Origin of the sequence: Acetobacter lovaniensis, from assembly GCF_014207635.1 — a bacterium.
GTDB classification, from domain to species: domain Bacteria; phylum Pseudomonadota; class Alphaproteobacteria; order Acetobacterales; family Acetobacteraceae; genus Acetobacter; species Acetobacter lovaniensis.
In genome coordinates, this window is the sequence record NZ_JACHIE010000009.1 from 59242 (window position 1) to 85594 (window position 26353).

The 26353-nt window shown below is 56.9% G+C and carries 24 protein-coding genes and 1 tRNA gene; 14 read left to right on the plus strand and 11 right to left on the minus strand.

All coding sequences use genetic code 11. The features are described from left to right. Positions 1 to 250: 250 nt before the first annotated feature. Positions 251 to 1744, minus strand: coding sequence for a methyl-accepting chemotaxis protein (locus HNR55_RS10860; protein WP_166115289.1), 1494 nt, complete (start codon positions 1742 to 1744; stop codon positions 251 to 253). 689 nt (positions 1745 to 2433) lie between these two features. On the opposite strand from HNR55_RS10860, the gene HNR55_RS10865 reads away from it, so the two are divergent. Then, positions 2434 to 2955 carry a Spy/CpxP family protein refolding chaperone gene (locus HNR55_RS10865; protein WP_242005558.1) on the plus strand — a complete coding sequence of 174 codons (522 nt, stop codon included), beginning with the start codon at positions 2434 to 2436 and terminating at the stop codon, positions 2953 to 2955. A gap of 145 nt (positions 2956 to 3100) precedes the next feature. Next, positions 3101 to 4333: a multidrug effflux MFS transporter gene (locus HNR55_RS10870; RefSeq protein ID WP_166115291.1), complete on the plus strand. Its 1233-nt coding sequence runs from the start codon at positions 3101 to 3103 to the stop codon at positions 4331 to 4333. 9 nt (positions 4334 to 4342) lie between these two features. Here HNR55_RS10870 and HNR55_RS10875 read toward each other — a convergent pair whose 3' ends face one another. The 4 genes from HNR55_RS10875 to HNR55_RS10890 form a co-directional block, all read right to left on the minus strand. Beyond that, on the minus strand, positions 4343 to 4699 hold the full coding sequence (locus HNR55_RS10875; protein ID WP_242005559.1) for a hypothetical protein: 357 nt from the start codon (positions 4697 to 4699) through the stop codon (positions 4343 to 4345). A 73-nt stretch (positions 4700 to 4772) separates the two neighbouring features. Beyond that, the gene (locus HNR55_RS10880; protein WP_059024588.1) at positions 4773 to 4958 is read right to left on the minus strand and encodes a Trm112 family protein; all 186 of its coding nucleotides are present in this window, start codon (positions 4956 to 4958) and stop codon (positions 4773 to 4775) included. 23 nt (positions 4959 to 4981) lie between these two features. Next, complete coding sequence (locus HNR55_RS10885) at positions 4982 to 5623, minus strand: LON peptidase substrate-binding domain-containing protein (protein ID WP_166115429.1); 642 nt, start codon at positions 5621 to 5623, stop codon at positions 4982 to 4984. A 74-nt stretch (positions 5624 to 5697) separates the two neighbouring features. Then, positions 5698 to 6654 (minus strand): tetratricopeptide repeat protein, encoded by a 957-nt coding sequence (locus tag HNR55_RS10890; RefSeq protein WP_166115295.1) that lies wholly within the window; start codon positions 6652 to 6654, stop codon positions 5698 to 5700. A 237-nt stretch (positions 6655 to 6891) separates the two neighbouring features. Between HNR55_RS10890 and uvrA the strand changes: the two genes are divergently transcribed. The 8 genes from uvrA to HNR55_RS10930 all read left to right on the plus strand — a co-directional run bounded on the left by uvrA (position 6892) and on the right by HNR55_RS10930 (position 15806). Further along, a complete protein-coding gene (gene uvrA, locus HNR55_RS10895) occupies positions 6892 to 9756 on the plus strand; it encodes an excinuclease ABC subunit UvrA (protein WP_166115298.1) in 2865 nt (954 codons plus the stop codon). After that, a complete protein-coding gene (locus HNR55_RS10900) occupies positions 9756 to 10574 on the plus strand; it encodes a creatininase family protein (protein WP_242005560.1) in 819 nt (272 codons plus the stop codon). Before uvrA ends, HNR55_RS10900 begins: the two co-directional genes overlap by 1 nt. Before the next feature lie 135 nt (positions 10575 to 10709). Next, entirely contained in the window at positions 10710 to 11912 is a 1203-nt protein-coding gene (locus tag HNR55_RS10905; protein ID WP_166115302.1) for a YncE family protein, read from the plus strand. 137 nt (positions 11913 to 12049) lie between these two features. Then, positions 12050 to 13201 carry a DUF2075 domain-containing protein gene (locus tag HNR55_RS10910; RefSeq protein ID WP_166115431.1) on the plus strand — a complete coding sequence of 384 codons (1152 nt, stop codon included), beginning with the start codon at positions 12050 to 12052 and terminating at the stop codon, positions 13199 to 13201. A 207-nt stretch (positions 13202 to 13408) separates the two neighbouring features. Further along, complete coding sequence (locus tag HNR55_RS10915) at positions 13409 to 13969, plus strand: NifU family protein (protein ID WP_166115311.1); 561 nt, start codon at positions 13409 to 13411, stop codon at positions 13967 to 13969. A 102-nt stretch (positions 13970 to 14071) separates the two neighbouring features. Then, the gene (locus HNR55_RS10920; protein WP_166115313.1) at positions 14072 to 14656 is read left to right on the plus strand and encodes a malonic semialdehyde reductase; all 585 of its coding nucleotides are present in this window, start codon (positions 14072 to 14074) and stop codon (positions 14654 to 14656) included. Then, complete coding sequence (gene tsaB, locus HNR55_RS10925) at positions 14656 to 15348, plus strand: tRNA (adenosine(37)-N6)-threonylcarbamoyltransferase complex dimerization subunit type 1 TsaB (RefSeq protein WP_166115315.1); 693 nt, start codon at positions 14656 to 14658, stop codon at positions 15346 to 15348. Before HNR55_RS10920 ends, tsaB begins: the two co-directional genes overlap by 1 nt. A gap of 14 nt (positions 15349 to 15362) precedes the next feature. Next, entirely contained in the window at positions 15363 to 15806 is a 444-nt protein-coding gene (locus HNR55_RS10930) for a GNAT family N-acetyltransferase (RefSeq protein WP_095349527.1), read from the plus strand. Positions 15807 to 15888: 82 nt separating this feature from the next. Here the strand turns inward: HNR55_RS10930 and purD are convergent, their stop codons facing one another. Further along, complete coding sequence (gene purD, locus HNR55_RS10935; RefSeq protein ID WP_184382678.1) at positions 15889 to 17178, minus strand: phosphoribosylamine--glycine ligase; 1290 nt, start codon at positions 17176 to 17178, stop codon at positions 15889 to 15891. Positions 17179 to 17221: 43 nt separating this feature from the next. Here purD and xseA point away from each other — a divergent pair, with 43 nt between their 5' ends. From xseA to HNR55_RS10955, 4 genes are all read left to right on the plus strand, one after another. Next, a complete protein-coding gene (gene xseA, locus HNR55_RS10940; protein WP_166115317.1) occupies positions 17222 to 18670 on the plus strand; it encodes an exodeoxyribonuclease VII large subunit in 1449 nt (482 codons plus the stop codon). Between the two features lie 94 nt (positions 18671 to 18764). Next, positions 18765 to 19106, plus strand: coding sequence for a hypothetical protein (locus HNR55_RS10945; protein ID WP_166115327.1), 342 nt, complete (start codon positions 18765 to 18767; stop codon positions 19104 to 19106). Between the two features lie 85 nt (positions 19107 to 19191). Next, a tRNA-Leu gene (locus HNR55_RS10950) sits at positions 19192 to 19278 on the plus strand. A 31-nt stretch (positions 19279 to 19309) separates the two neighbouring features. After that, positions 19310 to 20485 carry a phosphoserine transaminase gene (locus HNR55_RS10955; protein ID WP_166115330.1) on the plus strand — a complete coding sequence of 392 codons (1176 nt, stop codon included), beginning with the start codon at positions 19310 to 19312 and terminating at the stop codon, positions 20483 to 20485. 218 nt (positions 20486 to 20703) lie between these two features. Here the strand turns inward: HNR55_RS10955 and HNR55_RS10960 are convergent, their stop codons facing one another. The 5 genes from HNR55_RS10960 to HNR55_RS10980 form a co-directional block, all read right to left on the minus strand. Next, entirely contained in the window at positions 20704 to 22095 is a 1392-nt protein-coding gene (locus tag HNR55_RS10960) for an NAD-dependent succinate-semialdehyde dehydrogenase (RefSeq protein WP_166115333.1), read from the minus strand. Between the two features lie 38 nt (positions 22096 to 22133). Continuing rightward, complete coding sequence (gene adhP, locus HNR55_RS10965) at positions 22134 to 23162, minus strand: alcohol dehydrogenase AdhP (protein WP_166115337.1); 1029 nt, start codon at positions 23160 to 23162, stop codon at positions 22134 to 22136. A gap of 65 nt (positions 23163 to 23227) precedes the next feature. Beyond that, complete coding sequence (locus HNR55_RS10970) at positions 23228 to 24643, minus strand: NAD(P)(+) transhydrogenase (Re/Si-specific) subunit beta (RefSeq protein WP_166115340.1); 1416 nt, start codon at positions 24641 to 24643, stop codon at positions 23228 to 23230. A 1-nt stretch (position 24644) separates the two neighbouring features. Continuing rightward, entirely contained in the window at positions 24645 to 24971 is a 327-nt protein-coding gene (locus HNR55_RS10975) for an NAD(P) transhydrogenase subunit alpha (RefSeq protein ID WP_166115435.1), read from the minus strand. Then, positions 24971 to 26119 (minus strand): NAD(P) transhydrogenase subunit alpha, encoded by a 1149-nt coding sequence (locus HNR55_RS10980; protein ID WP_166115342.1) that lies wholly within the window; start codon positions 26117 to 26119, stop codon positions 24971 to 24973. The genes HNR55_RS10975 and HNR55_RS10980 overlap by 1 nt, the downstream gene beginning before the upstream one ends. Positions 26120 to 26353: the final 234 nt, after the last annotated feature.

Below are 26353 nucleotides of genomic sequence, written 5' to 3' on the forward strand. Positions count from 1 at the left end.
TACAATGATATATGGTAGCCAGACGCCATTTACTGGCGGTAACCTGTGGTCTGGTAGTGTGGCATGAGCGGATATTGAACGCTCTTCATGTTCCCCGGTGGTGAGGTGCATTCTTCTAGTTGCCCCACCCTTCTCGTATTCAAACGCGTGAGAAGATAAACATGAAAGATCATCTTAGAAGCAGGAGAGGCATAATATCTCTCCTGTTGCTATTGGCATGTAATGTTTGGGACAATGGAAAACAAAATTTTTAGGTTAATATTTCTTTCAGCTTCATAATTGCAGCACCTGTAGACCGGGAGGCTTCAGCATATGGAGTATGTGCCTTGAGCATTGCCGTGGCTTCGTCATAATACCCATCATTAATAACCTCGGCGACCTCACCAGCGGCTCTATGAAATTCCGCATGTTTTTGCCGACAGAATTCAAATTCGGGCATATTCTTGTAATCCTGCCTTGCTGGCCCGTACAACCATTTTCCCAACATGCAGCAATTATCTTTTGCTATTGTCTGAGCATCCAGCTTCTGTCGCCGCATGATTGCTGTACGGAGTTTGGCTTTCCATTCGGCATGTGCAATTAACGCTGAACTTAAGTCAATTTGACCATGCAGAACCAGTGGTTGACCGTCTATACCTTCAAACTGGTTGATAAAGCATTGTAGTGTATCAGTTTCTTCCGCCATTTTACTGATCGTGGATGCCGACTGCTCCACCATGGCTGCATTTTCCTGCGTAATCTGATCCAGGGCGCTGACTGCCGTATTGATTTGCTGGAGTCCGCTTGCCTGCTGTTGCGCCGCTACGGCCAGTCTTTCGGTCAGGGTATTAATCTGATTTATATTACCAACAACATTCTTTAATGCTTCCTGACTATTCCCTACAGACTGCACACCATTTTCAATTTCGTGACCGGCATCACCAATCAAACGCCGGATTTCTTTTGAAGCGACTGCGGTACGTGCAGCCAATGCCCTGACTTCACTCGCCACAACGGCAAAACCTGTTCCGACTACGCCTGCTCTGGCTGCCTCAATACTGGCGTTAACAGCCAGTATATTTGTCTGGCTGGCAATATCGTTGATGGTTCCTATGATATTTTCAATTTTACTCGACGAATCTTTAATTCCACACATAACAGAAACAGTTTCTTCCATAAATCTTCCTGATTCAGAAAGGATATTCTCTGCATTTTTAACAATATCTCTTACAGTCTCCGCATCTTTTGCGGTGTTTTTTACCGCATCCGTAATTTCAGAAAGAGCCGAAGCGGTTTCCTCAAGGTTTGATGCCTGACTTTCCGTTCTTTTTGCCAGATCCATGGTTGATTTGCTGATTTCATGACCACTTACATAAAGATGCTGGCTATTGTTATTGATAACACGCAATGTGCCCTGAAGGGTCTCCATCATCACGTTAAAATCGTCACATAAGTCCTGAAATTCAGCAGGAACTGGTGTTGGTATGCGATAAGTCAAATCAGCGGCCGATAATGCGATAAGACCTTCGTCAATATATTTTGGAACGCCAGGATCGACGTGCTGTTCAACTTTTACCTCTATCTCTCTATCGTTATGTTTTGAATGAGAGATAAGTTTCTCAATCTCGTTTTTGATAACTTCCGATATAGTTTCTTTAGCCCGCTGCAAATTCACACGGTTTTTCCCTGAAAACAGTGTCTTAGGCCATTCTCTTTCAATGATCGTGTCAATTTCATCAATCAGTTTTACAGCAATCTCATTCATCTCGTGGGAATCCCATTAAGTGTAAAATTATTTTTATTGATTGATTTATTAACACTACTTCATAATCGGACCCTTTCGTAAGTGAAAACAAAAATTTGTTTTCACTTTGCATTTCCTGGCCAGTCTGCCATTTTGCAAATCCTTCGCAACAGATAAGGGACTTTCAAGCAAAAAATATCATGGGTCTGTACGGACCTGATGGCCGCCATATGACGGCCGTTCTGATATCCAGCATCCTTTTTTAATCCTGTCGAAATCATTTGTGTCCGATTTCTCAGAAACCGTGCACCGTCTCTCGCAGAAAACTCTGTAACGCTATCAATGACATATGCCCTATCCGATGCGACTGACTTACCCTTTTTAGGAACTGCCGAAAGGGAGGAGCCCCGGTTATATGGCTCGGGGTTGAACTGATGACAAGAGGGTTGAAAGTTTCCTTCAGGTCTCTGCTGTGGTGACCGGCCACCTGAGCGGGCAAACGGGCCAATAGTATGGTGAATGGCCCCGGATTATGGAGCGAAGGGCTGATGATCATTACGACAGAGTACTGGCCGATGTCACGGTGCATCTGTCCGTTCAGACTGGCTGCCTGTGGCGGTGGAATGCCTTTTTTCAGACATATCCGGGTGGCACTGTTCCTGACAGGCAGGGTGTGTGGTGCCTTGCAGTTCGGTATTGATAAAGGCTGAATGATGAAAAAAGCATTGCTGGCAACAACACTGGTTATGGGCCTTGCTGCGTTTACCGGGGCTTCGGCTCGGGCGGACAGTGCGGCTCCTCCTGTTGGGGCACCTCCTCCGCCGCCGGAATGTGGTGGTATGCACCACGGGCCGGGTGGGCGCATTCTCAGGCTGGACGGGATCAAACTGACCGCCGAGCAGAAAAAAAAGATCAAGGCTGTGTTTGATGCCAATCGCCCGGAAGACCCCAAGGCAGGTATGGAACAGGCGCGAGCCCTGCAGGAGCAGATCCGTACCGTGCTGACAACACCGGGTCCGGTTGATCAGGCTAAATTGCAGGGGCTGGAACAGCAGATCAGTGCGTTGCATACGCAGCGTGCCCTGCATATGCTTCAGGTTGAAGCCCAGATTCATGACATTCTGACCAGCCAGCAACTCCAGCAGATTGCCGGGCAGCCTGAGCACCCGCCTGCTTGTAGCAGTAAAGTGCCGCTACCACCCAAGCCTGCCCAGAGTGGCAAGCCAGAGTAGCCAGATATCAGGGGCTGCCGGACGAACCGGCAGCCTTTTTTAATAAGATACGCTACCCGAGCAGGAGGTGCCCGGTTTTAGGTGGTGGACAAAAGCGGAGTGGCGGGAGAAAAAAAGACCCAATCTTTCTCCGGTAATTCACGAGATGACATCTTCTCCCACGGCTCCGATATCCTCTTTTCCATTAAGGCTTATTTTCCTTCTGGGGCTGGTCACGGCCATTGGGCCATTAGCGACAGATATGTATCTGCCCGCTTTTCCATCGGTTGAGCACGATCTGGGTGGTGGGGCCGGGTCTGCGCAGTTTACGCTGGGGGCGTGGTTTTTGGGGCTGGCGCTTGGCCAGTTCTCTCAGGGTCCTCTGTCTGATCGGTTCGGGCGCAAGGGGCCGCTGGTTGTGGGGCTGGGTGTGTATGCACTGGCCTCCGCCGGGTGTGCGCTGGTCGGTAATTATCACCTGTTCTGCGTGTTGCGTTTTATTGGTGCGTTTGGTGGGTCTGCCTGCGCGGTTATTCCGCGTGCAATTGTGCGGGATGTGGCAACAGGCAAAAAAGGCGCACATATTATGGCGCAACTGACACTGGTTTTTGGTGTCATGCCTGTTCTTGCTCCGGGGCTGGGGAGCCTTGTTTTAAAAATTGGTGACTGGCGTTGGATGTTCTGGATTGGAACACTCTACGCGGTTGCGGCCATTATGGGTGTGCTGCTTATGTTGCCCGATACGCTGGCGGTCGAGAGGCGTATCCGTTTCCGTCCAGTGGAAATTTTATGGCGTTATCAGGGGATTTTGCGTGAGCCTGTCTTTTTTTCCAATGCTCTGATCACAACATTTTCCACTTTTGTCATGTTCGCCTATCTGGGGAGTGCTCCTGTTCTGTTTGAACAGAGGCTGCACTTTTCACCCGGGGCGTTCGGGCTTTTCTTTGGCGCCAATGCGGCGGCTTTTATTCTGGGCACCCAGATCAACGGGCGTTTGATACATCGTGTATCCATACCTGCCCTGTTGGATGGGGCTATTCTGTGGGCCTTTGTGTTGGGGTGTGCCTTTGTGGCTCTGGCCTTGGCTGGTGTGGTCGGGGTTGGTCACCCATGGCTGACCTGTGTCTTTATTGTGGGATTAACCGGAGCTTTGGGGTTTATTGGCCCCAATGGTACGGTCATGTCCTTTTCCCGCCATGGTCATCATGCGGGGAGTGCTTCTGCCCTGCTGGGGACCATGCAGTACAGCTTTGGCTCGCTGAGCAGTGTGCTCGTTGGTCTGCTGCCCGGAGGGGGCGCCATACCAACCGCCATAGGCATGATGACCGGCGTGATGGGTATGGCCATAGGGGATATTCTGCGGCGCAGAACATCCCACCTGTATGATGCAGAGCATTAACGCCCTGCGTTATTTGGATTTCTGCACCTGCGCGTTGTCCGGCCTGCCGTAAACAGCCTGCGCCTGAGGCGTAATGGTATGGCCATCTTCCGTAAGCATTGGGCCAGCAGAACCACCTCCATCATACATGGGGGGCAGAACTTCGTAGTGGTCTTCGGGTTTGGGGGGCGTATCCGGTTTTTTTATGCCTGCGGCCCGCTGGGCGGCCTCCAGCTTTTCCTGCCGTTCGACATCTCTCTGTGCGGCCCGTGCTTCTGCCGGTGCGGCCTCGGGTAAAAAACGACCGGGGCGTTCGGGGGGGAGATCAATATCATCCCCCTCGATCAGATGGTGGCAGCCTGCCAGCAATGGAGCGAGCAGGAGCAACCCCCTAAAACAAGCGCTGTTTTTTTTTCCCAGAAGCATGGGCAAATCCGAGGCAGAGGGAAAAAAACGTCAGTCAGCCTTCAATACGGCGGGCTTCATCTGGCAGCATAACGGGAATGCCATCAAGGATGGGAAAGGCCAGTCCGGCTTTTTCGCTGATCAGTTCATTGGTCTGCGCGTTAAAAACCAGTGGGCCTTTGGTCACGGGGCAGACCAGAATGGACAGAAGGCGCGGATCAAGCGGTGCTGTATCGGACATAAAACGGTTCCCACATCATATTGTCAGGAAGGAGGGCCTTCCTGTTCCGGACCGGACAGGTCTAGCAGTGTTTGCAGGACCCGCACACGGTCTGTCAGATTTTCTGCATCCAGCAATGCCTGTTTTTCCGCCGGAGGGAAAGGACAGATCATGGGTAAAGTCACCAGAAGCAGGCTGTCGTCCATCTGTTCTATCAGGGACCAGCGGGCATTCAGCCCTTTTTTTTGAAAATAATTCTTCAGCGAGTTCAAAAGCTGGGTCCGGTCAAACGGTTCGGACGGAATTTCGTTCAGGTCCCCCGCAAAGGAGGATACGTCAATACGCGCAACCCGGTACCCACGGCGTAGCCCCGTCTCACGCAGCAGGCGGAAGCGGAGCAGGCCGGTCAGGGTCATGGCGTAGGTGCCATCGGCCCGTTCGGTCATGGATGTCAGGCGACCAAGGCAGCCAGTGGTATAAAGGGGCGGTGCTTCGTTCCCTTCGTCTTCATCTTCCTGCCAGCGGGGCTGGATCAGGCCGATCAGCCTGTGTGACGCTAGGGCATCTTCCACCAGTGCAATGTAGCGGGGCTCAAACACATTGAGCGGCAGCTTGCCCCGGGGCAGAAGCAGCACGCCACTGAGCGGGAAAAGCCCCACTTCTGGCGGAATATCCGCCAGTGTCATGTCCCCCAGCCGTGGAATGCGGCGGGGAACATCATCATCTACAAACAGGGGTGTTGTGCGGGGCAAGGTGCGGATCAGGAGAACAGGAGGGAGGACAGGCGGCGGCGGGACAGAACCGTGGCGGGGTCATCGTTCCCCCATGCTTCAAAAAAGCGCAGGAGCTGCTGGCGCGCCGCGCCATCCTTCCAGCCCCGGTCGGCTCTGATGATGTGGAGCAGTTCGTTTGCGGCATCCTCCCGCTTGCCTGCGGCGTTCAGGGCCGTGGCCAGTTCACAGCGGGCTTCGTAGTCTTCGGGGTTGGCGTCCAGCCGTGCCCGAATGCCTTCCATGGCTTCGGCTGCCTGACGGCCTTCCTTTTTCAGCTCAAGGGCCGCACGGGCTCCGGCAACTTCCGGGGCATCCGTAATTTTTGCGGGCACATCGGCCAGCGCTGCTGCTGCGGCCTCTTCATCATCAAGAGCCAGCATGGCGCGGATCAGCCCGCCCCAGGCTTTGGCGTTTTCGGGTTCCTCGCCAATAACGGTGGAATACATGGCTGCGGCTTCGGCGGGCTGGCCTGTTTCCATGGCCACATCGGCTTCGTGCAGTTGCTCTGTTGCGGGTAGAGTGCCGCCCCCGCTGGCTTTGAGCAGGGTTTCCACAAATTTTTTCACTTCACTTTCGGGCAGTGCTCCCTGGAACAGGTCCAGAATCTGCCCTTTCCAGAAAGCGGCCACAAGTGGAATGGACTGGAGCGGCAGACCAGCCTGCGCCAGCTGGCCTGCAAGGGCGCGGTTGGCTTCAATATCAATTTTAACCAGGCGTACCTTGCCTTTGGCAGCGGTGACGACTTTTTCCAGAATGGGGGTCAACTGTTTGCACGGGCCACACCATTCCGCCCAGAAATCCACCAGAACGGGCACGTTCCGGCTGGCGTCCATAACGTCGTGCATAAAGCTGGCCTGCGTACCATCGATAATGACAGCAGCAGCATCCGAGCCGCCAAAACTGTTATCCGAGCCCGGGGCTGGCTGACCGATCAGATGCTCCATCTGGTTCTGTTCCTCAAATTTCTGTCACGCAGGCAAAATGGTACCTGTCGTGCTTTTGGCCACAGTACATCACTTGTGCCTGTAAATGGTCAATCATGTTCGCAAGCGCAATGGTCAGAATGGCCGGTCAGGGCATTTTGCATGGCGGCTCCCTCTGGTGTGTTTCATGGATTGCATAGGGACGGATTAAAGCGCCATAATAGAGGACAAAACAGGAACGACGGTAAAGAGCTCTTCATGACAAAATCAGGTCTTCGAGGTCAGCACAGCATTCGGGTGCGTGGGGCGCGTGTCCATAACCTGAAGAATGTTGATATCGATATCCCCCGTGACCGGCTGACCGTCGTGACCGGGCTTTCGGGGTCGGGCAAATCCTCTTTGGCGTTCGATACCATTTACGCGGAGGGTCAGCGCCGGTACGTGGAGAGCCTGTCCGCCTATGCGCGCCAGTTTCTGGAGCTTATGGGCAAACCCGATGTGGACTCCATAGAGGGCCTGTCCCCCGCGATTTCCATCGAACAGAAAACAACCTCCAAAAACCCGCGTTCTACCGTGGGTACGGTCACGGAAATATACGACTATATGCGTCTGCTCTGGGCGCGGGCAGGTGTGCCGTATTCCCCCGCCACGGGCCTGCCTATTGAGGCGCAGACCGTAACCCAGATGGTGGACCGTATTCTGGCCATGCCCGAGGGCACGCGGCTTATGCTGCTGTCCCCCGTTATTCGGGACCGCAAGGGTGAATACCGCAAGGAACTGGCCGAACTCCAGCGCAAGGGTTTTACCCGTGTGCGGGTAGATGGCACGCTGTACGAAATTGCAGAAGCCCCCAGCCTGAACCGCAAACTCCGCCACACGGTGGAAGTGGTTGTGGACCGCGTGGTGGTGAAACCCGGCGTGCAAACCCGTCTGGCGGACAGTCTTGAAACCGCGCTGACCCTGAGTGATGGCATTGTCTATGCCGAGGAAGTACTTAAGGACGAAGAGCGCGAACCGGAAAAACTGATTTTTTCATCGCATTTTTCCTGCCCTGTCAGCGGGTTTACTCTGGAAGAGATAGAACCACGCCTGTTCTCCTTCAATGCGCCGCAGGGTGCCTGCCCGGCCTGTGATGGTCTGGGGGTGGAAACATACTTCAACCCGGTTCTGGTTGTGCCTGATATTGCACTCTCCCTTAAAAAAGGCGCTATTGCACCGTGGAAAGATGCAAAATCCCCTCTTCTGGAGCAGACGCTGCAAAGTCTGGCACAGCATTTTGGCGTCAGCATGGATACCCCCTGGCGCGACCTGCCGGAGCAGGCCCAGAACGGTATTCTGTATGGTGTGGAAGACGATATAAGCTTTACCTATCAGGATGGTAAAAAAAGCTATGTTGTCGAACGGCCGTTTGAAGGGGTTCTGACAAGCCTGCAAAAAAGACTGACCAATACGGAGAGTGCGTGGGTTAAGGAAGAACTTTCCCGTTATCAGTCAGAAAAAGCCTGCCATGTCTGCCATGGTGCGCGCCTGCGGCCCGAAGCCCTGTCTGTTCGCGTAGCGGACAAAACCATTGCGCAGGCCTGCGACCTGTCCATTGGGCATGCGCTGGGCTGGTTTGACACGGTTCTGCCAACCCTTACCCCCCAGCGGGCAGAAATTGCCCGGCGTATCCTGCGTGAGATTCTGGAACGTCTGAAATTCCTAGATGATGTGGGGCTGGATTACCTGACCCTCTCGCGCGGGTCAGCCACCCTTTCTGGGGGGGAGAGCCAGCGTATCCGTCTGGCAAGCCAGATTGGATCGGGGCTTACGGGGGTGCTTTATGTGCTGGATGAGCCGTCCATCGGGCTGCATCAGCGCGATAACGCACGCCTGCTGGGGACTCTCGACCGGTTGAAAAACCTTGGGAATACACTCATTGTTGTCGAACATGATGAGGACGCCATAAGAAGTGCTGACTGGCTGGTGGATATGGGGCCCGCAGCCGGGGTCAATGGCGGTCAGGTCGTGGCACAGGGCACACCGGAGCAGGTTGCCAAAAACCCTGATAGCCTGACGGGCGCTTACCTGTCTGGTCGCAAGCGGATTGAGGTGCCACAGCAGCGCAGGCCCGTGAACAAAAAACGGATGCTTACGGTGGAAGGGGCAACGGGGCATAACCTTAAAGACGTAACCGCGCATTTTCCGCTTGGCACGTTTACATGCGTAACCGGTGTTTCGGGGAGCGGTAAATCAACTCTGGTGATTGATACGCTTTACAAGGCGCTCTCACGCCAGCTTATGGGGGCTGCCACCTCGCCCGAGCCGTATAAAAAAATCAAGGGCATGGAACTGCTGGACAAGATTATTGATATTGACCAGTCCCCCATTGGCCGCACCCCCCGCTCCAACCCCGCAACCTATACCGACCTGTTCACCCCTATTCGGGACTGGTTTGCCGAACTGCCAGAAAGCAAGGCCCGAGGGTACAAGGCGGGGCGTTTTTCCTTCAATGTCAAAGGGGGACGGTGCGAGGCCTGTCAGGGCGATGGTGTGCTTAAAATAGAAATGCACTTCCTCCCAGATGTGTTTGTTACCTGCGATGCCTGTAAAGGTGCGCGCTATAACCGCGAAACACTGGATATCCGCTTCAGGGGTAAAACCATAGCGGATGTGCTGGCCATGAGTGTGGATGAAGCCTACCCGCTCTTTTCCGCCCAGAACCGGATCCGCGACCGGCTGGCCATTTTGCAAAAGGTTGGTCTGGGCTATGTGGCACTTGGCCAGCAGGCAACGACCCTATCGGGGGGGGAAGCACAGCGCATCAAACTTTCCAAGGAACTGGCGCGCAGGGCTACGGGCAGAACCGTCTATATTCTGGATGAACCTACAACCGGGTTGCATACAGAGGATGTTAGAAAACTTCTGGAAGTTTTGCATGCACTGGTCGATCAGGGGAACACGGTTATCGTGATCGAGCATAATCTGGAAGTTATCAAGACTGCGGACTGGCTTATAGATGTAGGGCCGGAAGGGGGCGATGGGGGTGGCACCATTGTTGCCGAAGGCACGCCCGAAACCATTGCTGCATGCAAAAAAAGCTATACGGGTCAGTTTCTTGCCCCTCTTCTGGTGCAGTCATAATGAAAAAATCATGGTTATGCGGTCTGTTTTTAGGGACACTGTCGGTATTACCCCTGCCAGCGCAGGCCCAGTGCCTGAACCTTGCCAGAAGTGTTCTGTTTGAAAAACTGACATGGACCGAAATTGCACAGGATATATCCTGTGGTTTTACAACCATTATTGTGCCTGTGGGAGGTACGGAGCAGAGTGGACCGTACATAGCCGTTGGCAAACATAACAGCCGTGTGCAGTTTCAGGCTGAAAGAATAGCCCGTCAGTCCGGCAGAACACTGGTGGCTCCTGTGGTAGCCTACGTGCCGGAGGGGGGTACTGCTCCGCGTACATCGCATATGCGTTTCCCCGGTACCATTACATTACCGCCCGATGTGTTTGACAGAATGCTGGCCTCCATAGCCGAAAGTTTTCGGGTGCAGGGGTTTAAGCTGGTTGTTCTGATCGGTGATCACGGTGGCTACCAGAAAGATATGGAAAAACTGGCCACGCAACTGAATGTGCGGTGGCAGGCCACAGGTGCAAGGGTGCTGTATGTGCAGGATTACTACAATGTGATCCCCCACCAGTATAGCGAATGGCTCCGGCAGAATGGCTACAGGCTGGATGTGGGCCAGCATGCGGATATAGGCGATACATCGCTCATGCTTGCGGTTGATCCATCCATGGTCCGGGAGGAGGCCCTGCGGCACGCGCCCAACCCGTCTGCGGCGCAGGGGATTTATGGAGGAGACCCGCGGAGAGCCACGTCCACACTGGGGCAGCCCGGTTTGTCCATGCAGGTGGATGCGGCCGTTAAAGCCATTGATGATGCACGCAGCAAATAAATACGTAAAATAACTTGCCTATAATAATAAATGAAAGATTTTAATCGCCCCCGAATAGACGTTATTTACGCCGCATGATAAATGCGGAGCCGTATCAGGAGTTAAAGTGATAACAGGCACAGAAGGGTCTGGGTTATGGGTTTTAAGCAGTATCTGGTTGCGGCGGTTGCCATTGTTGGCTTAGGTGCTGGCAGTGCGCCTGGTTGGGCGCAGGATGTCGGTACTCCGTCCGAGGGCGGGAGCCACACGGCGGCTTCTCTGGTGCAGACCATTCCCGGCATGCCCCCAGTCTCCAACCCGGCCAACCTGTACAGCGAAACAGGGGGCAGTCACATTGCGCCGGAAGTGGCGCGGGATCTGGAACGGGTTTACGTGCCCAACCTGCGTTCGAACGATGTGTCTGTCATCGACCCGGCCACCAACAAGGTGGTGGATCGCTTCCCCGTGGGGAAAAGCCCCCAGCATGTTGTGCCGTCATGGGACCTGCGCACCCTGTGGGTCACCAACAATGCGGAAGGCACCGTGCATGGCAGCCTGACCCCCATTGACCCGCGTACGGGTCGCCCCGGCCCGTCCATTGCGGTGGATGATCCCTACAACATGTATTTTACGCCAGATGGCAAATCGGCCATTGTGGTGGCCGAAGCCCGTAAACGTCTGGACTTCCGTGACCCGCATAGCATGCAGTTGCAGCAGTCCATTGATGTGCCCGAGTGCAAGGGCGTCAACCATGCCGCTTTTTCCATAGATGGGCGCTACGCCATTTTCACCTGCGAATTTGGTGGCCATCTGGTCAAGGTGGATATGGTTGAGAAAAAGGTTCTGGGGTACCTCAAGCTGTCCAGTGGTGGTATGCCGCAGGATGTTCTGGTCTCCCCTAACGGCAAAATCTTTTATGTTGCCGATATGATGGCCGACGGCGTGTTTCTGGTGGATGGAGATACATTCCGCGAAACAGGCTTTATCCACACGGGTCTGGGCGCACATGGGCTGTACCCCAGCCGTGATGGTACAAAAATGTACGTTGCCAACCGTGGATCCCACCTGATTCATGGGCACCCCCACAGTAAGGGCGGTGGGGTTTCGGTCATTGATTTTGCTACAAACAAGGTTGTGGCGACATGGCCTGTCCCCGGTGGTGGCAGCCCGGATATGGGCAATGTCAGCGCGGATGGTAAATCCCTGTGGCTGTCTGGCCGGTTTGATGATGTGGTTTACCGGATTAACACCAAGGACGGGAGCATGATCAGCATTCCGGTTGGGCAGGAGCCGCATGGCCTGACCGTATGGCCGCAGCCGGGCCGGTATTCCATTGGGCATACGGGTATCCTGCGCTAAAAACCATCGGGTTTTCTGGACGGATCAAAAGCCTTTCCTCATAATGGGGAAAGGCTTTTTTGGTTTAGGGGGTAAACGTGGTGGATCGGCAGAACAATCAGGCTTTGCAAAAACTCTCTCCTGATCGTTCTCTTTCCATGGAGCAGGAGCGGCTGTGTCAGCAGGTTGTCAGCTTCTGTCAGGATCACGTTGGGCAGGGGAATGCTGTTTTTGTTATTGGAGGCGATGCAGGAACGGGAAAAAGCATTGTTATCAATAAAATTTTTAACGAAATACAAAAACTGTCCCGGCAAAAATCAGATGCAAACCCGTTAACGGGCACAAAAAATTATCTTTTGGTCAATCATCCTGAAATGATGAAACTTTACAGGAATATATCGGAACATTCACTTTATGTGAAAAAGAAAGACTATGAGCGCCCGACAACCTTTATCAACACCCTGCACAGAACCGGGCAGATGGCGGATGTGGTTCTGGTGGACGAGGCGCATCTTCTTTTAACAAAATCCGATAAATACAACCGGTTTGCACAGGACAATCATCTTGAAGAGATACTGAAATGCGCAAGGGTTGTTGTACTGGTTTTTGATGACAAGCAGGTTCTCAAGTTCAAAAGCCATTGGACAAAGAGTATGCTGGAAACGGTTCTGGCCCAGAAGCAGGTTCAGACCTGCCAGCTTAAAAACCAGTTCCGTATGCACGCTGGTGCACAGACATGTGCATGGATAGACGCATTTTGCAAAAAGACCATTCTGCCTGTTCCCCATGATCCGTCTTTTGACTTCAGGGTTTTTGAGGATGCGCAGGATATGTACGATCTGGTGTGCCGGAAAAACACCGAGTTCGGCCTCTCCCGTATGGTGGCAACGTATGATTACCCCTACCGGCTGGATGGTCAGGAACATTTTGTAACCGAAGGGCGTTTTCGGCTTAAATGGGACATCGCCAGACCCGAAGCCCGCCTGCCATGGGCCGAACGTGCCGATACGATCGATGAGGTCGGCTCCGTTTATACCGTGCAGGGGTTCGACCTGAATTACGTTGGTCTGTTGCTTGGTCCATCCGTAAGGTATGATGGTGTGACCGATACCCTGATACTTGACCCGACCCGGTATGAGGATGGCGCAGCTTTTGCCGGGCGCAATGGTATTGCCCAGCCCGGGCAGACCATGGAGCGGATCATGCTCAATGCGATCAATGTGTTGATGACGCGCGCGGTCAGGGGGCTGTATATTTACGCGCACGACCCCGCGTTAAGGGCTCGTCTTGTCCAGCTTCGGGCCGGGTAAGAGGGTAAAGGGCGAGGGCTGAATGTCGTGCACGGCATGGCTGCCTTGTGCGGATGTCGGGCGGGAACTGCCCAAAACAGCTCTTTCTGGCCCTGTTCCGGTGGCTGGTGGCACTAAAATTTTCATACAGAACTTGTTCTGTCCTCATTCTGGTGCCAACTGAAAGATAATCATACAGGTTTACCCTACAGATCGGACATTTCCGCCATGTTTATCGAAACCGAAGGCACCCCCAACCCCGCAACGCTCAAGTTCCTGCCCGGTCAGGCCGTGGTGGGGGATGCGGGCACCATAGACTTTATTGATGCCGACGCCGTGGCCGGGCGTTCGGTTCTGGCCGATGCGCTGTTTGCCCTGCCCGGTGTTGCCCGCGTGTTTTTGGGGAATGACTTTGTCTCTGTCACCAAGTCCGACAGCGCGGACTGGGAGGAACTGCGCCCGCTGGTGCTGTCCACCCTGATGGATCATTTTGTGGCGGGCCTGCCGGTTGTTGCCGAAGGCGTTGCTGTTCTTGAAGACGACATTGCCCCAGAAGATGCGGAGATTGTTGTCCAGATCAAGGAACTGCTGGACACGCGCGTACGTCCTGCCGTTGCGGGCGATGGTGGGGATATTGTGTTTCGTGGGTATCGCAACGGGATTGTGCGCCTGACCATGCAGGGGGCATGTTCGGGCTGCCCCTCTTCCCGCGCAACGCTCAAGCATGGGGTGGAAAACATGCTCAAGCATTACGTGCCAGAGGTTGTCTCGGTCGAGCAGGTGGACTGAGCAGCCCCCGCAACGGTGGCTCTTTTCGGCGCGGGATGCTTGCCTTAAAAGAGGGAAGTCACGCGCCGGAGCAAGCTGGCGCAGCAGGAGGCAGGACAGAACATGTTGGACGCAAGTGGGTTAGAACTGCTGTTTACAAAGGCGCGAACCCCCCTGCGCTGGACGACCCGCCCTGTGGAGGAGGCTTTGCTGCGCCAGATATATGATCTGGTGCGCATGGGGCCGACTTCGGGCAATTGCTGCCCTGCCCGCATTGTTTTTATTACAGGCTCCAGTGGGCGCGAAAAACTGCGCCCTGCCCTGTCTGCAGGGAACGTCAACCGGGTTATGGGGGCACCGGTTATTGCTGTGCTTGCCCATGACCCGCTGTTTTTTGAACAGCTCCCCAAGCTGAGTCCGGGGGAAGAACTGCGTTCCTGGTTTGCCGCCGATGTCGGCTTGTCTGAGGAAACCGCTTTTCGCAATGGCACCTTGCAGGGCGGGTATATGATCATGGCCGCCCGCGCCCTTGGGTTGGATGTTCTGCCCGTTTCTGGGTTTGACCAGTCCGTGGTGGAAGACGCTTTTCTGGCCGAATGGGGCTGGCGCGCCAACTTCCTGCTCTGTCTGGGGTATGGAGATTTCGCAGGTCAGCCCGAGCGGGCCCCCCGGCTTGAGTTCGATCAGGCCTGCCGGATTGTAGACTAGTGGTGCAGCGTATTCTGGTGCTCGACGGGAGCCCCGCAGGCGACCATGCCTGTGGTACGGCGGCCTGCGTTACCAATACAGATGGCGTGTTGCAGGTGCTTGCCTTCAGGCAGGAGGCCGGCAAGCAGGCGGCGGAAAGGCTTAGCCTGCTGGCAGCACAGGTTTTGCAGCAGGCTGGCTGGTCACGCGCACAGGGGAGTGCGCCGGATCTGGTCGCGGTTGTGGTGGGGCCGGGGTCTTTTACCGGTCTGCGGGCGTCCTGTGCGGCGGCGGCAGGGTATGCTGTAGGTGTGGGGTGCCCGGTTGTGGGGGTTACGCGGGCAGAAGCTCTGGCCCCGGAACTGGATGCCGCCCTTGCCGCCCAGCCAGACCCCATGGCTGGCTGGCTGGTGGTGACCGCCGCCCGGCGTGGCCGCGTTTTTGTGGAAGACGGGCAGGGCGCGCGGGCCGTAACCATAGCAGACTGGTCCGCCCCGCAAGGGCGGTGGCTGGTTGCGGGTGAATCCCGCGCTGATCTGGCTTTCCCCTCCGCGATCCTATGCCCGATTACCCACCCGGATGTAGAGCAGGTTGTGGCTACGGCCCTGCGCCGGATGCGTGGGGACTTGCCACCGCGTGGCGCACTGCCCGTTTACGTGGACCCACCGGAGGCCAAACTGCCAGCCAATGGGTTGCGGGCTGCTCCGGTCTAATGGGTTTGCCGCAGATGCAGTCTGTGGGGGTGGGGCACGCGGCTGTGCTGGCCTGCCTGCATACGCAGTGTTTTACCCCGCAGGAGCAGTGGGACACAGCCGCCATGCTCAGCCTGCTCGGCTCAGCCGGTGTTTGCGCAGGGTTGGTGCTGGTGGGGGAGCAGCCCGCAGGGTTTGTCATGCTGCGTTGCGTGGCGGGGGAGGCAGAAATTCTGACCCTGTGCGTGCTGCCTGCATACAGGCGGCAGGGGTTGGCCGCGCAGTTGGTGGCATGGAGCCTTGCCCACGCCAGAGCGCAAAAAGCCGAAATGGTTTTTCTGGAAGTCTCGGTCGGGAACCCTGCGGCACAAAAGCTGTATGCACAGGCCGGGTTTGAACAAAAAGGCCTGCGGCGGGCCTATTACCCCGATGGGTCCGATGCCCTTGTGCTTGGGCATGTTCTGGAGTGTGGCGGGTAAGGCCCATGCCGCCGGGGAGTGCCGCGCGGCATGGGGTATGCTGGTTTACGGGGCCAGATTGACCCCGTTTTTATCCGGTTGCTTACAGGGCGCGGTTGCCAATATCCGTCCGCCATACCGCACCATCCCACGTAATGGCCTTAACACCGGCATAAGCGCGCTTCTGGGCTTCTTGCACCGTGTCTGCCAAGGCGCAGACAGCCAGCACACGCCCGCCTGAAACCACCAGTTCTCCGGCCATGTTCTGTGTGGTGCCCGCCTGAAAAACCCGCACCCCTTCCAGAGCATTGGCTGTGTCCACCCCATGGATCACGGCCCCTTTTTCCGGGCTGCCAGGGTAACCCCGTGCCGCCATGATCACGCAGACCGATGCCTGATTGGAAAATGTAATGGGGGCCACGTCCAGCCGGTCCTCGGCCAGTGCCTGCAAGGCAGGCAGCAGGTCCGACGTCAGGCGTGGGAGCAGGGCTTCGGCCTCGGGGTCGCCAAAGCGCACATTGTATTCAATCAGCGATGGCCCGTTTTCGGTCAGCATCAGCCCGGCAAAAATGACGCCCCGGAATGGCGTGCCCCGGCGTACCATTTCGCGCAGCATGGGGCGCACCAGCAGGTCCAGCGCGGCTTCCTGCTCTGCCCGGCCAAAGCCTTTTGGGGGGGATACGGCACCCATGCCCCCGGTATTGGGGCCTGTATCCCCATCTCCAATGCGTTTGTGGTCCTGTGCCGCACCAATCAGGCAGGCAGTTTCCCCCGCACAGAAGGCAAAGAGCGAGACCTCCTCCCCCACAAGGCAATCTTCGATCACCACGCTGCGCCCGGCATCGCCCAGTGCGCCGCCTGTCATCATGTCCGTAATGGCGGTTTCGGCTTCGGCTACGGTTGTGGCAACAACAACGCCCTTGCCCGCGGCCAGCCCGTCGGCCTTGACCACGATGGGCGCTCCTTTGCGGCGCACATAGGCAATGGCGGAGGGCGCATCCGTAAAGCGTTCCCACGCCGCGGTGGGAATACCCGCCGCATCGCAGACTTCCTTGGTAAAGCTCTTGCTGCCTTCAAGCTGGGCGGCGGCCTGCGTGGGACCGGCACAGGGCAGGCCCGCCTGTGCGCAGGCATCGGCCAGCCCTGCGACCAGTGGCGCTTCGGGGCCGGGTACCACCAGATCAATCTTCTGCTCGCGGGCAAAGGTTACAAGGGCTGCCACATCATGCGCGCCAATGGGCACGTTGGTTCCGCAACGGGCCGTGCCGGGGTTGCCGGGGGCAATGAACAGCGCGGAAAGTGCTGGGGATTTGGCCAGTGTTTCGGCCATGGCATGTTCGCGGCCGCCTGAGCCTACCAGAAGTACGCGCAATTCTTTTCTCCTGCTGTTCATGTCTGCTCTTTCAGGGCGAGCGTCTGTAGCATAGGTTGTGCGGATGCACGAAGAGTTTGGAGCCGCCTCCCCATCTGGCGGCAATGTCCCTGAATATACGGTTTCGGAAATTTCCGGCGCAATCCGGCGTACGCTGGAGGGGTCGTTCAGCCGCGTGCGTGTGCGCGGCGAAATTACGGAATTCAAACGCTACCCCTCCGGGCACATCTATTTTTCGCTCAAGGATGAGCAGGGCAAGATTTCCGGCGTGGTCTGGCGTGGCAGTGTCAGCCGCCTTGGGCTGGTGCCTGAAAACGGGCTGGAAATTATTGCAACCGGCAAGGTCTCCGCCTACGGCGAGCGCTCAAGCTACCAGCTTATTGTGGAACGCATGGAATATGCGGGCGAGGGCGCATTGCTCGCCCGTATTGAGCGCCTGCGGATAAGGCTGGGGGAGGAGGGGCTGTTTGACCCCGCCCGCAAACGCCCTATTCCCCTTCTGCCACGCGTGATCGGGCTTGTTACATCCCCGCAGGGGGCTGTGCTGCATGACATCTGCACAACGCTCCGGCGGCGCTTCCCCCGGCCTGTGGTGGTGTGGCCCGTGCCCGTGCAGGGTGAGGGTGCTGCCGCCCAGATTGTGGCTGCCATTAACGGTTTTTCCGCGCTGGATGGCTCAGGGGCCGTGCCTCGGCCCGATGTGCTGATAGTCGCACGCGGTGGCGGCTCGCTCGAAGACCTGATGGCCTTTAATGATGAAGGCGTGGTGCGGGCGGCCGCCGCCTGTTCCATCCCTCTGATCTCGGCCGTAGGGCATGAGACGGATACAACCCTGATCGACTTTGCATCCGACCGCAGAGCGCCCACCCCCACAGCGGCGGCAGAAATGGCCGTGCCTGTGCGGAGCGAACTGCTGGCCGAAATTGAACATCATGCCGCCCGTGCCACAGGCGCACTGGCCCGGCAGATGCAGACCGCCCGCCTGCGGCTGGACAGGGCAGCCGCCGCGCTACCGGACCTGCCCGGTCTGGTGCAGACCGCGCGCATGCAACTGGATGACCGTGCCCGCAGGCTGGACGTGGCCCTGCCCGCCCTTGTCCGCCGCCGCAAGGCGGACCTTGTGGCGGTGGAGCGGCACATGCCTGCGGTGGAAACACTTCTGTCCGGCCGCAGAACACGGCTTGCCGTACTGGGTGGCGCGTTTGTGGGGGGCATGCAGCACACCCTGCAACGGCAGGAAGTGCGGCTGGGCCACTGCCGCGTGTCCCCCGCCCCGCTGATGGCGCTTTTGCGTGAGCGGCGGATTGCGCTGGCAGGGGCCGCCGGGCAACTGGAGGCCGTATCCCCCCAGGCCGTGCTGGCACGCGGTTATGCGCTGGTCACAGCAGATGGCCACCCCGTGACAAAAGCCGCAGGGCTAAGGAGCGGGCAGCAGGTTGACCTGACTTTTGGCGATGGCTCCTGCCGTGCCATTATTGGTGGCCAACCGGCGCAGGGCCTGCTGGACCTGTAAGCCTGATGTTGGGCTCAGGCGGGTAACCGGGTATGCTGGCCTCCCTGCAACTGTGTGGGCAACAAGCCACCGCGTGCTGAAAGACTGAAGAGCGATGTTCATTCCTGTTCGTATTCCGGCTTTGGGGTCTGTCCTTGTGCTTGGGCTGCTGGCCGGGTGCGCCAGCCAGCCCACCCGTATTCCCCCGCAGAGTTTTGCACCGGGGCTGAGTGCGCCAACCCCGCCCCCCGCGAATGAAAGCCAGTTGGTGAATGACCCCTCCGCTCCTGCCAATACGCCCCTGTGCGGGGTTGCCGCGCGGGAGGCCGTGGCCATGGCCGTGCAAAACTACCCCCAGCCACTGGCTGTAGGGGGAAGTTGCGTGCGCAATACGTGTTACAATACCCAGACCGGCACCTACATTGCTGCAGATGGCACCCAGCGGGTCTGCCGTTAGGCGGGCCTGAAGCGCTCTGTGCGACAAATGCCGCCAACAAACCCTTTTCCGGGCGGCAATTTGCTGGTAGGGGAAAAAGCAGTTCGCGAGAGTGACGGAACTGGTAGACGTAGTCGACTCAAAATCGACCGCCCTTACGGGCTTAGGGGTTCGAGTCCCCTCTCTCGCACCAGACTTGTCCCTCCCTCTTCTCGGCCAAGGTTATGAACGCCCTTTCCCCTTCCGCTTCGTCCCGTCCGGCCATTCGCCCGCTCAATCCCTGTTTTTCATCCGGACCGTGCGCCAAGCGCCCGGGGTGGAGCCTTGCCGCGCTGGATAAGGCGCTGGTTGGCCGCTCCCATCGCTCGCCAGAAGGGCGTGCGCGGCTGAACGAGGTTATTGTGCGTTCCCGCAAAATTCTGGGTGTGCCCGAAGGCTGGCGGGTGGGCATTGTGCCTGCATCCGACACGGGTGCGGTGGAAATGGCCCTGTGGTCCCTGCTGGGTGAACGCCCGGTGGACGTGCTGGCGTTTGAGAGTTTTTCCGCCCTGTGGGCGCAGGATATTGTAACCCAGCTCAAGCTGGACAAGACCCGCGTGCTCAAGGCCGATTACGGCCAGTTGCCAGACCTGAACGAAGTCAACTGGGCGCATGACGTGGTGCTGGCATGGAATGGCACCACCTCGGGTGTGCGCCTGCCCTCTGCTGACGCCATTCCCGCCGAGCATGAAGGGCTGGTGATCTGCGATGCCACCTCAGCCGCCTTTGCCATGGACCTGCCATGGGACCGGCTGGATGTGGTAACATGGTCCTGGCAGAAAGCTCTTGGGGGCGAGGCCGCACATGGCATGATCGCGCTCTCGCCGCGTGCTGTGGAACGGCTGCAAACCTTTAAGGCCCCCCGTCCGCTCCCCAAGATTTTCCGCATGACCGCCAAGGATGCGCTGATCGAAGGCATTTTCAAGGGTGATACCATCAACACCCCTTCCATGCTGTGTGTGGAAGATGCGCTGGACAGCCTGCAATGGGCGGAATCAGTCGGAGGGCTGGAAGGGCTCAAGGCCCGGTCTCAGGCCAATCTGGCGGCTGTTGCCGCATGGGTTAAAACCACGGACTGGGTCTCTTTTCTGGCGGAAAAGGAGGAGGAGCGTTCCTCTACCGCTATTTGCCTGCGGATTGTCGCACCATGGTTTCTGGCTCTGGAGCGGGACCGGCAGATGGCAACGGTCCAAACAATGCTGGCTGTGCTGGATAAGGAAGGCATTGGCTTTGACCTTGCCAGCTACCGTGACGCCCCCGTGGGCCTGCGCATATGGGGTGGTGCTACGGTGGAAACAGCCGATATTGCGGCTTTGCTGCCCTGGCTGGACTGGGCGTTTGCACTGGTTGTGCCTGCATAATTCTGTCTGGAGAGGGGTAACCCTGACCAGTATTGTGAAAAGACCGTGTGCCGGGCACACGGTCTTTTTTTATGCCTGTTTTGTGCGGGAAATACGGAGCACACAAAAAAAGCATGATCTGTACGGGGTATTTGGAAACGTTTAGTCTGGTGTCCAGATAAAAAAGGGCGGAAGGAGTGATCCTTCCGCCCTTTCTGGTTAACGCTGTTCAGAAAGCATCAGAACGGTGCGTCAATGTCCACAATATCAATCAGTTTGGCATTGACGAACTCTTTCAGGCCCAGACCCAGAAGTTCGCGGCCAAAGCCCGAGCGCTTGACGCCACCAAACGGCAGGTCGGCTTTAACCATGGTCGGGTGGTTGATGTAGACCATGCCGGTATCAATCCGGCGGGCCAGTTCCGCACCACGTTCTTCGTTTTTGGTAAAGATGGAACCACCAAGCCCGTAGGGGGAGTCATTGGCAATTTCAATGGCGTGGTCAGCATCTTTCGCACGGAACAGCATGGTCACCGGGCCAAAGAATTCCGTGTGGCGGGCCGGGTTGCCTTCTTCCAGATGGCTCAGGATAACCGGGCGGAAGAAGCAGCCCTTGTTAGGCATTTCCAGCGGAATTTCCTCCGCTTTGGCACCCTGTGCCACGGCATCGGCAACCTGCTGCTTCAGCCCATCGACAGCCCCGCGAGAGGACAGGGGTGGCAGCGTGGTGGCGGGGTCCATCGGGTCGCCCATACGCAGTTCGGAAATGCCTTTGCGGTACAGCTCAACAAATTTGTCGTAAACGCCGTCTTCCACAATCATGCGCTTGGCGTTAACGCAAACCTGCCCACCATTCCAGTGGCGGCCATAAACGGCCCACTTGGCGGCTTTTTCAATATCCGCATCGTTCAGCACGATCAGGGCATCGGACCCGCCGAGTTCCATGGTGCATTTTTTCAGCGCCAGCCCCGCTTCGGAAGCAACCTTGGCACCAGCGCCTTCGGAGCCGGTCAGGGCCACACCACGTACGCGGATATCGGCAATAATCTTGGCAAGCTGGTCACGCGTTGGGTAGAGGTTCTGGAACCCACCTTCAAGCAGACCGGCATCGTGCATCAGTTTTTCCATGGCGGCGGCACACTGCGGCACGTTGGATGCGTGCTTGAGAATAACCACGTTACCAGCAGAAAGCTGCGGCGCAATAATGCGGGCGACCTGATAGTAGGGGAAGTTCCACGGTTCGATAGCCAGCAGAATGCCCTGCGCTTCGAACACGATCTTGGCGCGGCCTTCCTTGACGGAGGCAAGGGGGAGCACTTCGGGTGCCAGAAGGCGTTCGGCATTGACGGCATAATATTCAAAAATTGCAGCGGACAGCTCGGTTTCTGCCTTTGCTTCGGCATAGAGCTTGCCCATTTCCAGCGTCAGCAGCTTGGAGTATTCGTCCACATTGGCGCGCAGAAGATCGGCCGCTTTTTGCAAAACGCGTGCACGTTCAGCAAAAGTTGTGTTTTTCCATTTTTTGAAGGCCGCATGGCCCTTGTCCAGTGCGGCATCGACCTGAGCATCGGTCGGGTTGGGAAAAACCTTGACCTGTTCTTCAGTAAAAGGGTTTGTCGTTGCGTAAGCCATGGAAAAAATCCTTCTGGTTCATCAATATTTGAAGGTGGTTAGTTTCTGAAATCCAGAACAACACGCCCTTCAACACGACCATGCTCGAGATCATCAAAGATCTGATTGATGTTTTCAAGCCGGTCAGTCTTGGTAACCGAGGTCACTTTTCCTTCAGCAAAGAAGGAAAGAGCTTCGATCATGTCCAGCCGGGTACCGACAATGGAACCGCGGATGGTAATGGCGTTCATGACCATATCAAAAATGGAAATGGGGAAGTCCCCCGGCGGCAGGCCGTTCAGGACCAGTGTGCCACCAGCGCGCACATACCCCATGGCCTGAGAGAACGCCTTGGTGGAAACAGCCGTGATCAACCCCCCATGAGCGCCGCCGACTTCCTTCTGGATAAAGGCCGCCGGGTCGGTTGTCCTGGCATTAACGGTGTGTGCGGCGCCAAGTTTCCGTGCGGTTTCAAGTTTGGCGTCGTCAATATCAACTGCGATCATGTTCAGGCCCATGGCCACACCGTACTGGATGGCCATTTGCCCCAGCCCGCCCGCGCCGGACACCGCAACCCAGTCCCCTGCGCGCGTGTCAGTCATTTTCAGACCCTTGTAAACGGTCAGACCTGCGCACAGAACCGGTGCGACTTTAATGGGGTCCACCCCCGCAGGAATATGGGCGACATAACCCGGGTCCGCCACCACGTATTCCGCAAAGCAGCCATTAACGGAATAACCGGTATCTTCCTGTTTCTGACAAAGGGTTTCCCAGCCTGCATAACAGTGTTCACAATGACCACAGGCGGAATACAGGAAGGGCACACCAACGATGTCCCCCTTTTTAATCCAGTCAACATTGCTGCCAATTTCCACAACCGTGCCGACGCCCTCATGTCCGGGAATAAAGGGCAGGGTCGGCTTTTTGGGCCAGTCCCCATTGGCTGCGTGCAGGTCCGTGTGGCAGACGCCGCAGGCGATCATCTTGACCAGGATCTGGTTGGAGTTGATGGAGGGAATGTCCAGTTCCTCAAGCGTGAGCGGCTTGCCAAATTCATGGACCACAGCGGCTTTCATCTTGCCTGACATAATCTACGCCTTTTGTTGTAAACAAAAAAAACGGGAGAGACCGTCTGGTGCCCTCCCGTTGGCCGTTAGGCGGTGCCGAGCGCCTTGACGGCTTCGACCATTTTGGAGAGCACGGCCTGTGCATCCCCAAAAACCATGGTGCAGTTCTTCTGGAAGAAGAGCGGGTTCTGCACCCCGGAATACCCTGTGCCGGACCCACGTTTGATGACAAAGACCTGATGCGCTTTGTAAGCGTTCAGGATCGGCATGCCATAAATGGGGGAGGATTTGTCGGTCAGGGCTTCGGGGTTGACCACGTCATTCGCACCAATAATCAGGGCAACATCGGTGGTGGCAAAGCTGTCGTTAATATCGTCCATATCGTAAATCATGTCGTATGGAACGCCAGCTTCGGCCAGCAGCACGTTCATGTGCCCCGGCATGCGGCCTGCCACGGGATGAATGGCAAATTTGACATCCACACCATCCGCTACAAGCATTTTAACAAATTCGTACAGCTTCTGCTGCGCCTGCGCCACGGCCAGACCATAGCCGGGCACAATGATCACGCTGGACGCATAGCGCATGGAGGTGGCTGCATCCGACGGGTCGGCGGACTTCATTTCCCCTTCGGGGCCTTTGGCGGAGCTGGTTGTATCCCCGAAGTTGCTGAACAGCACGTTGGAGAGCGAGCGGTTCATGGCTTTTGCCATCAGGGCGGTCAGCAGCGTACCTGCCGAGCCGACAACCATGCCTGCAATCATCAGGGCGGGGTTGCCCATCACGTAGCCTTCAAGGCCCACGGCCAAGCCGGTAAAGGCGTTGTAGAGCGAGATCACCACCGGCATGTCTGCCCCACCAATGGGCAGGGTCATGCAGATCCCGAACAGAAGAGCCGCACCAAAGAACAGAATACCGGGCAGAACACCTTCCGGCGTGCCGTATTGCATGACTGCCAGCGCGCCGAGGGCAAGCGAGATCAGGAACAGAGCCGCGTTGAAAAACCGCTGCCCGCCAAAGCGCACGGGTTTTCTCATCCGTCCGTCAAGCTTGGCCCATGCGATGATCGAACCGGTAAAGGAGATACAGCCAATAAGCGCACCCACGATGGTGACACTCAGGTGCAGACCGGATGTGGCATGGTCGGACAGGAGGCTGACCGCAGCAAGGGATGCCGCGGAGCCACCGCCCATGCCGTTAAAGATGGCGACCATCTCCGGCATGGCGGTCATCTGCACCGTGCGGCCGCGCCAGCCCGCCCACAGGCAGCCCAGCAGCAGGGCCACAACGGCCAGTGCGACATTGACCAGCAGATGCGGGCGTGCATCGGGGCTGACATTGAACAGGTTAAGGAACGTGGCCCCAACCACAAACACCATGCCGTAGCCTGCGGTGACAATGCCCGATACGGCGGTTACGGGGGAAGACATGGCCTTCAGCCCGTAAATGAACAGACCTGCGGCAATCAGTCCGCTCAGGCCAACAATGTATTCGATGAACATGTTACTGCTGGCCTTTTTTCTCTGTTGTCGGCTTCTGGCTCGGGCGGAACATGGCCAGCATGCGGTCGGTCACGACGTAGCCGCCCATAACGTTCCCGGCTCCCAGAAAAACGCCAACAAACCCGATAACCTGCCCGGTCAGCGTGGTGGCGTTGAACAGTACGTCCAGCGCGCCAACCACCACAATACCGTGAATGAAGTTGGAGCCGGACATAAGGGGCGTATGCAGGATGGAGGGCACCCGGCTAATCACCACGTAGCCGGTAAACGCGGCCAGCATGAAGATGTAGAGGGCGATAATGAAGGTCATGGATGTTACGGAATCCATCATGCTTTCTCCGCTGGTGTGCCTTCGATGACCGTCTGGATGGCGGCATTGGTAATCTTGCCATCATGGGTCAGGGTGGTGCCGGTTATGACTTCGTCTGTAAAATCGGGCTTGAGCACACCATCATGCAGAACCTGCTCGAGCAGGTTGTAAATGTTCTTGGCGTAGAGCTCGCTCGCCTGTGCCGCCAGGCTGGAGGGCAGGTTGGTCGGACCAACCATGACCACGGGACCAACCTTGATGGTCTCGCCCGCTTTGGTGCCTTCACAGTTGCCGCCGTTGGGCGCGCCCATGTCCACCACAACGGAGCCTTCCTTCATGGCGGCAAGCTGTTCGGCGTCAATCAGGCGGGGGGCCTTGCGGCCGGGGACCGCGGCTGTGGTAATGATCAGGTCGGCCTGTGCGATATGCTGCGAAAGGGTCGCCCGGACCTTGGCTTTTTCATCTGCTGTCAGTTCGCGGGCGTAACCGCCTGCGCCGCGTGCATCAATGCCCGTATCCACGAACTTGGCGCCAACGGATTCCGCTTCTTCCTTGGTTTCGGGGCGTACGTCGTAGCCTTCGCACACGGCGCCAAGGCGGCGTGCCGTGGCCAGAGCCTGCAGGCCCGCAACCCCCAGCCCCATGACCAGTACGCGGGCCGCACGCAGCGAGCCAACGGCGGTGGTCATCATGGGCAGGATTTTCTGCATGTGTACACTGCCCAGCAAAGGCGCATAGTACCCTGCAAGAGCTGCCTGACTGGACAGGGCGTCCATGGCCTGTGCACGGCTGATGCGTGGAATAAGCTCCATGGCAAACGTGGTGATCTTGCCATCGCGCAGCGCCTTGACCAGATCAGGCTGCGTCTGGGCGTAAATGAAGGACACCAGCAGGGCGCCGGGCTTCATCTGTTTGACGGTCTCGACCGATGGAGGCTGGACGGAGAGCACAATATCCGCATCGGCGACCAGTTTCCCGATATCGGGCTCCTGCGTTACTTCCGCCTTTGTGTAGGCATCGTCCGTGTAGGTTGCAGCACTGCCCGCTCCCTGCTCCAGAACAAGATTTGCCCCAAGCTTGGCTATGCGCTGTGCTACCGCGGGAATCATGGCAACCCGGCGTTCGTCGGGCTGCGTTTCCTTCAGGATGGCAATTTTAACGGTCACGTTCTTTTCCCAATGCATTCTGTATGGGGTGAGGAGGGACCGGGATGGCAGGGTAGAAAAACGGTCATCCTCCACAACTTCTTCTGTCTGATATGACAAACATATCTGAAAAAGGTTGCATTGATATGCGTCAAAGAAACCTTTTCTACGGGAAATAAAAATATTTTTTTCATTTTTTCATTTTTTAAATAAGTCTCAGATGCCGTGTCTTGTAATGTCCCGCGCAGGCCGTAT

Excerpts from the sequence above, each read along its gene's own strand:
- HNR55_RS10860 (WP_166115289.1), bottom strand. The coding sequence starts at position 1,744 with ATGAATGAGATTGCTGTAAAACTGATTGATGAAATTGACACGATCATT.
- HNR55_RS10865 (WP_242005558.1), top strand. The coding sequence starts at position 2,434 with ATGATGAAAAAAGCATTGCTGGCAACAACACTGGTTATGGGCCTTGCT.
- HNR55_RS10870 (WP_166115291.1), top strand. The coding sequence starts at position 3,101 with ATGACATCTTCTCCCACGGCTCCGATATCCTCTTTTCCATTAAGGCTT.
- HNR55_RS10880 (WP_059024588.1), bottom strand. The coding sequence starts at position 4,958 with ATGTCCGATACAGCACCGCTTGATCCGCGCCTTCTGTCCATTCTGGTC.
- HNR55_RS10885 (WP_166115429.1), bottom strand. The coding sequence starts at position 5,623 with ATGACACTGGCGGATATTCCGCCAGAAGTGGGGCTTTTCCCGCTCAGT.
- HNR55_RS10890 (WP_166115295.1), bottom strand. The coding sequence starts at position 6,654 with ATGGAGCATCTGATCGGTCAGCCAGCCCCGGGCTCGGATAACAGTTTT.
- uvrA (WP_166115298.1), top strand. The coding sequence starts at position 6,892 with ATGACAAAATCAGGTCTTCGAGGTCAGCACAGCATTCGGGTGCGTGGG.
- HNR55_RS10900 (WP_242005560.1), top strand. The coding sequence starts at position 9,756 with ATGAAAAAATCATGGTTATGCGGTCTGTTTTTAGGGACACTGTCGGTA.
- HNR55_RS10905 (WP_166115302.1), top strand. The coding sequence starts at position 10,710 with ATGGGTTTTAAGCAGTATCTGGTTGCGGCGGTTGCCATTGTTGGCTTA.
- HNR55_RS10910 (WP_166115431.1), top strand. The coding sequence starts at position 12,050 with ATGGAGCAGGAGCGGCTGTGTCAGCAGGTTGTCAGCTTCTGTCAGGAT.
- HNR55_RS10915 (WP_166115311.1), top strand. The coding sequence starts at position 13,409 with ATGTTTATCGAAACCGAAGGCACCCCCAACCCCGCAACGCTCAAGTTC.
- HNR55_RS10920 (WP_166115313.1), top strand. The coding sequence starts at position 14,072 with ATGTTGGACGCAAGTGGGTTAGAACTGCTGTTTACAAAGGCGCGAACC.
- HNR55_RS10930 (WP_095349527.1), top strand. The coding sequence starts at position 15,363 with ATGCAGTCTGTGGGGGTGGGGCACGCGGCTGTGCTGGCCTGCCTGCAT.
- purD (WP_184382678.1), bottom strand. The coding sequence starts at position 17,178 with ATGAACAGCAGGAGAAAAGAATTGCGCGTACTTCTGGTAGGCTCAGGC.
- xseA (WP_166115317.1), top strand. The coding sequence starts at position 17,222 with ATGCACGAAGAGTTTGGAGCCGCCTCCCCATCTGGCGGCAATGTCCCT.
- HNR55_RS10945 (WP_166115327.1), top strand. The coding sequence starts at position 18,765 with ATGTTCATTCCTGTTCGTATTCCGGCTTTGGGGTCTGTCCTTGTGCTT.
- HNR55_RS10955 (WP_166115330.1), top strand. The coding sequence starts at position 19,310 with ATGAACGCCCTTTCCCCTTCCGCTTCGTCCCGTCCGGCCATTCGCCCG.
- HNR55_RS10960 (WP_166115333.1), bottom strand. The coding sequence starts at position 22,095 with ATGGCTTACGCAACGACAAACCCTTTTACTGAAGAACAGGTCAAGGTT.
- adhP (WP_166115337.1), bottom strand. The coding sequence starts at position 23,162 with ATGTCAGGCAAGATGAAAGCCGCTGTGGTCCATGAATTTGGCAAGCCG.
- HNR55_RS10970 (WP_166115340.1), bottom strand. The coding sequence starts at position 24,643 with ATGTTCATCGAATACATTGTTGGCCTGAGCGGACTGATTGCCGCAGGT.
- HNR55_RS10975 (WP_166115435.1), bottom strand. The coding sequence starts at position 24,971 with ATGGATTCCGTAACATCCATGACCTTCATTATCGCCCTCTACATCTTC.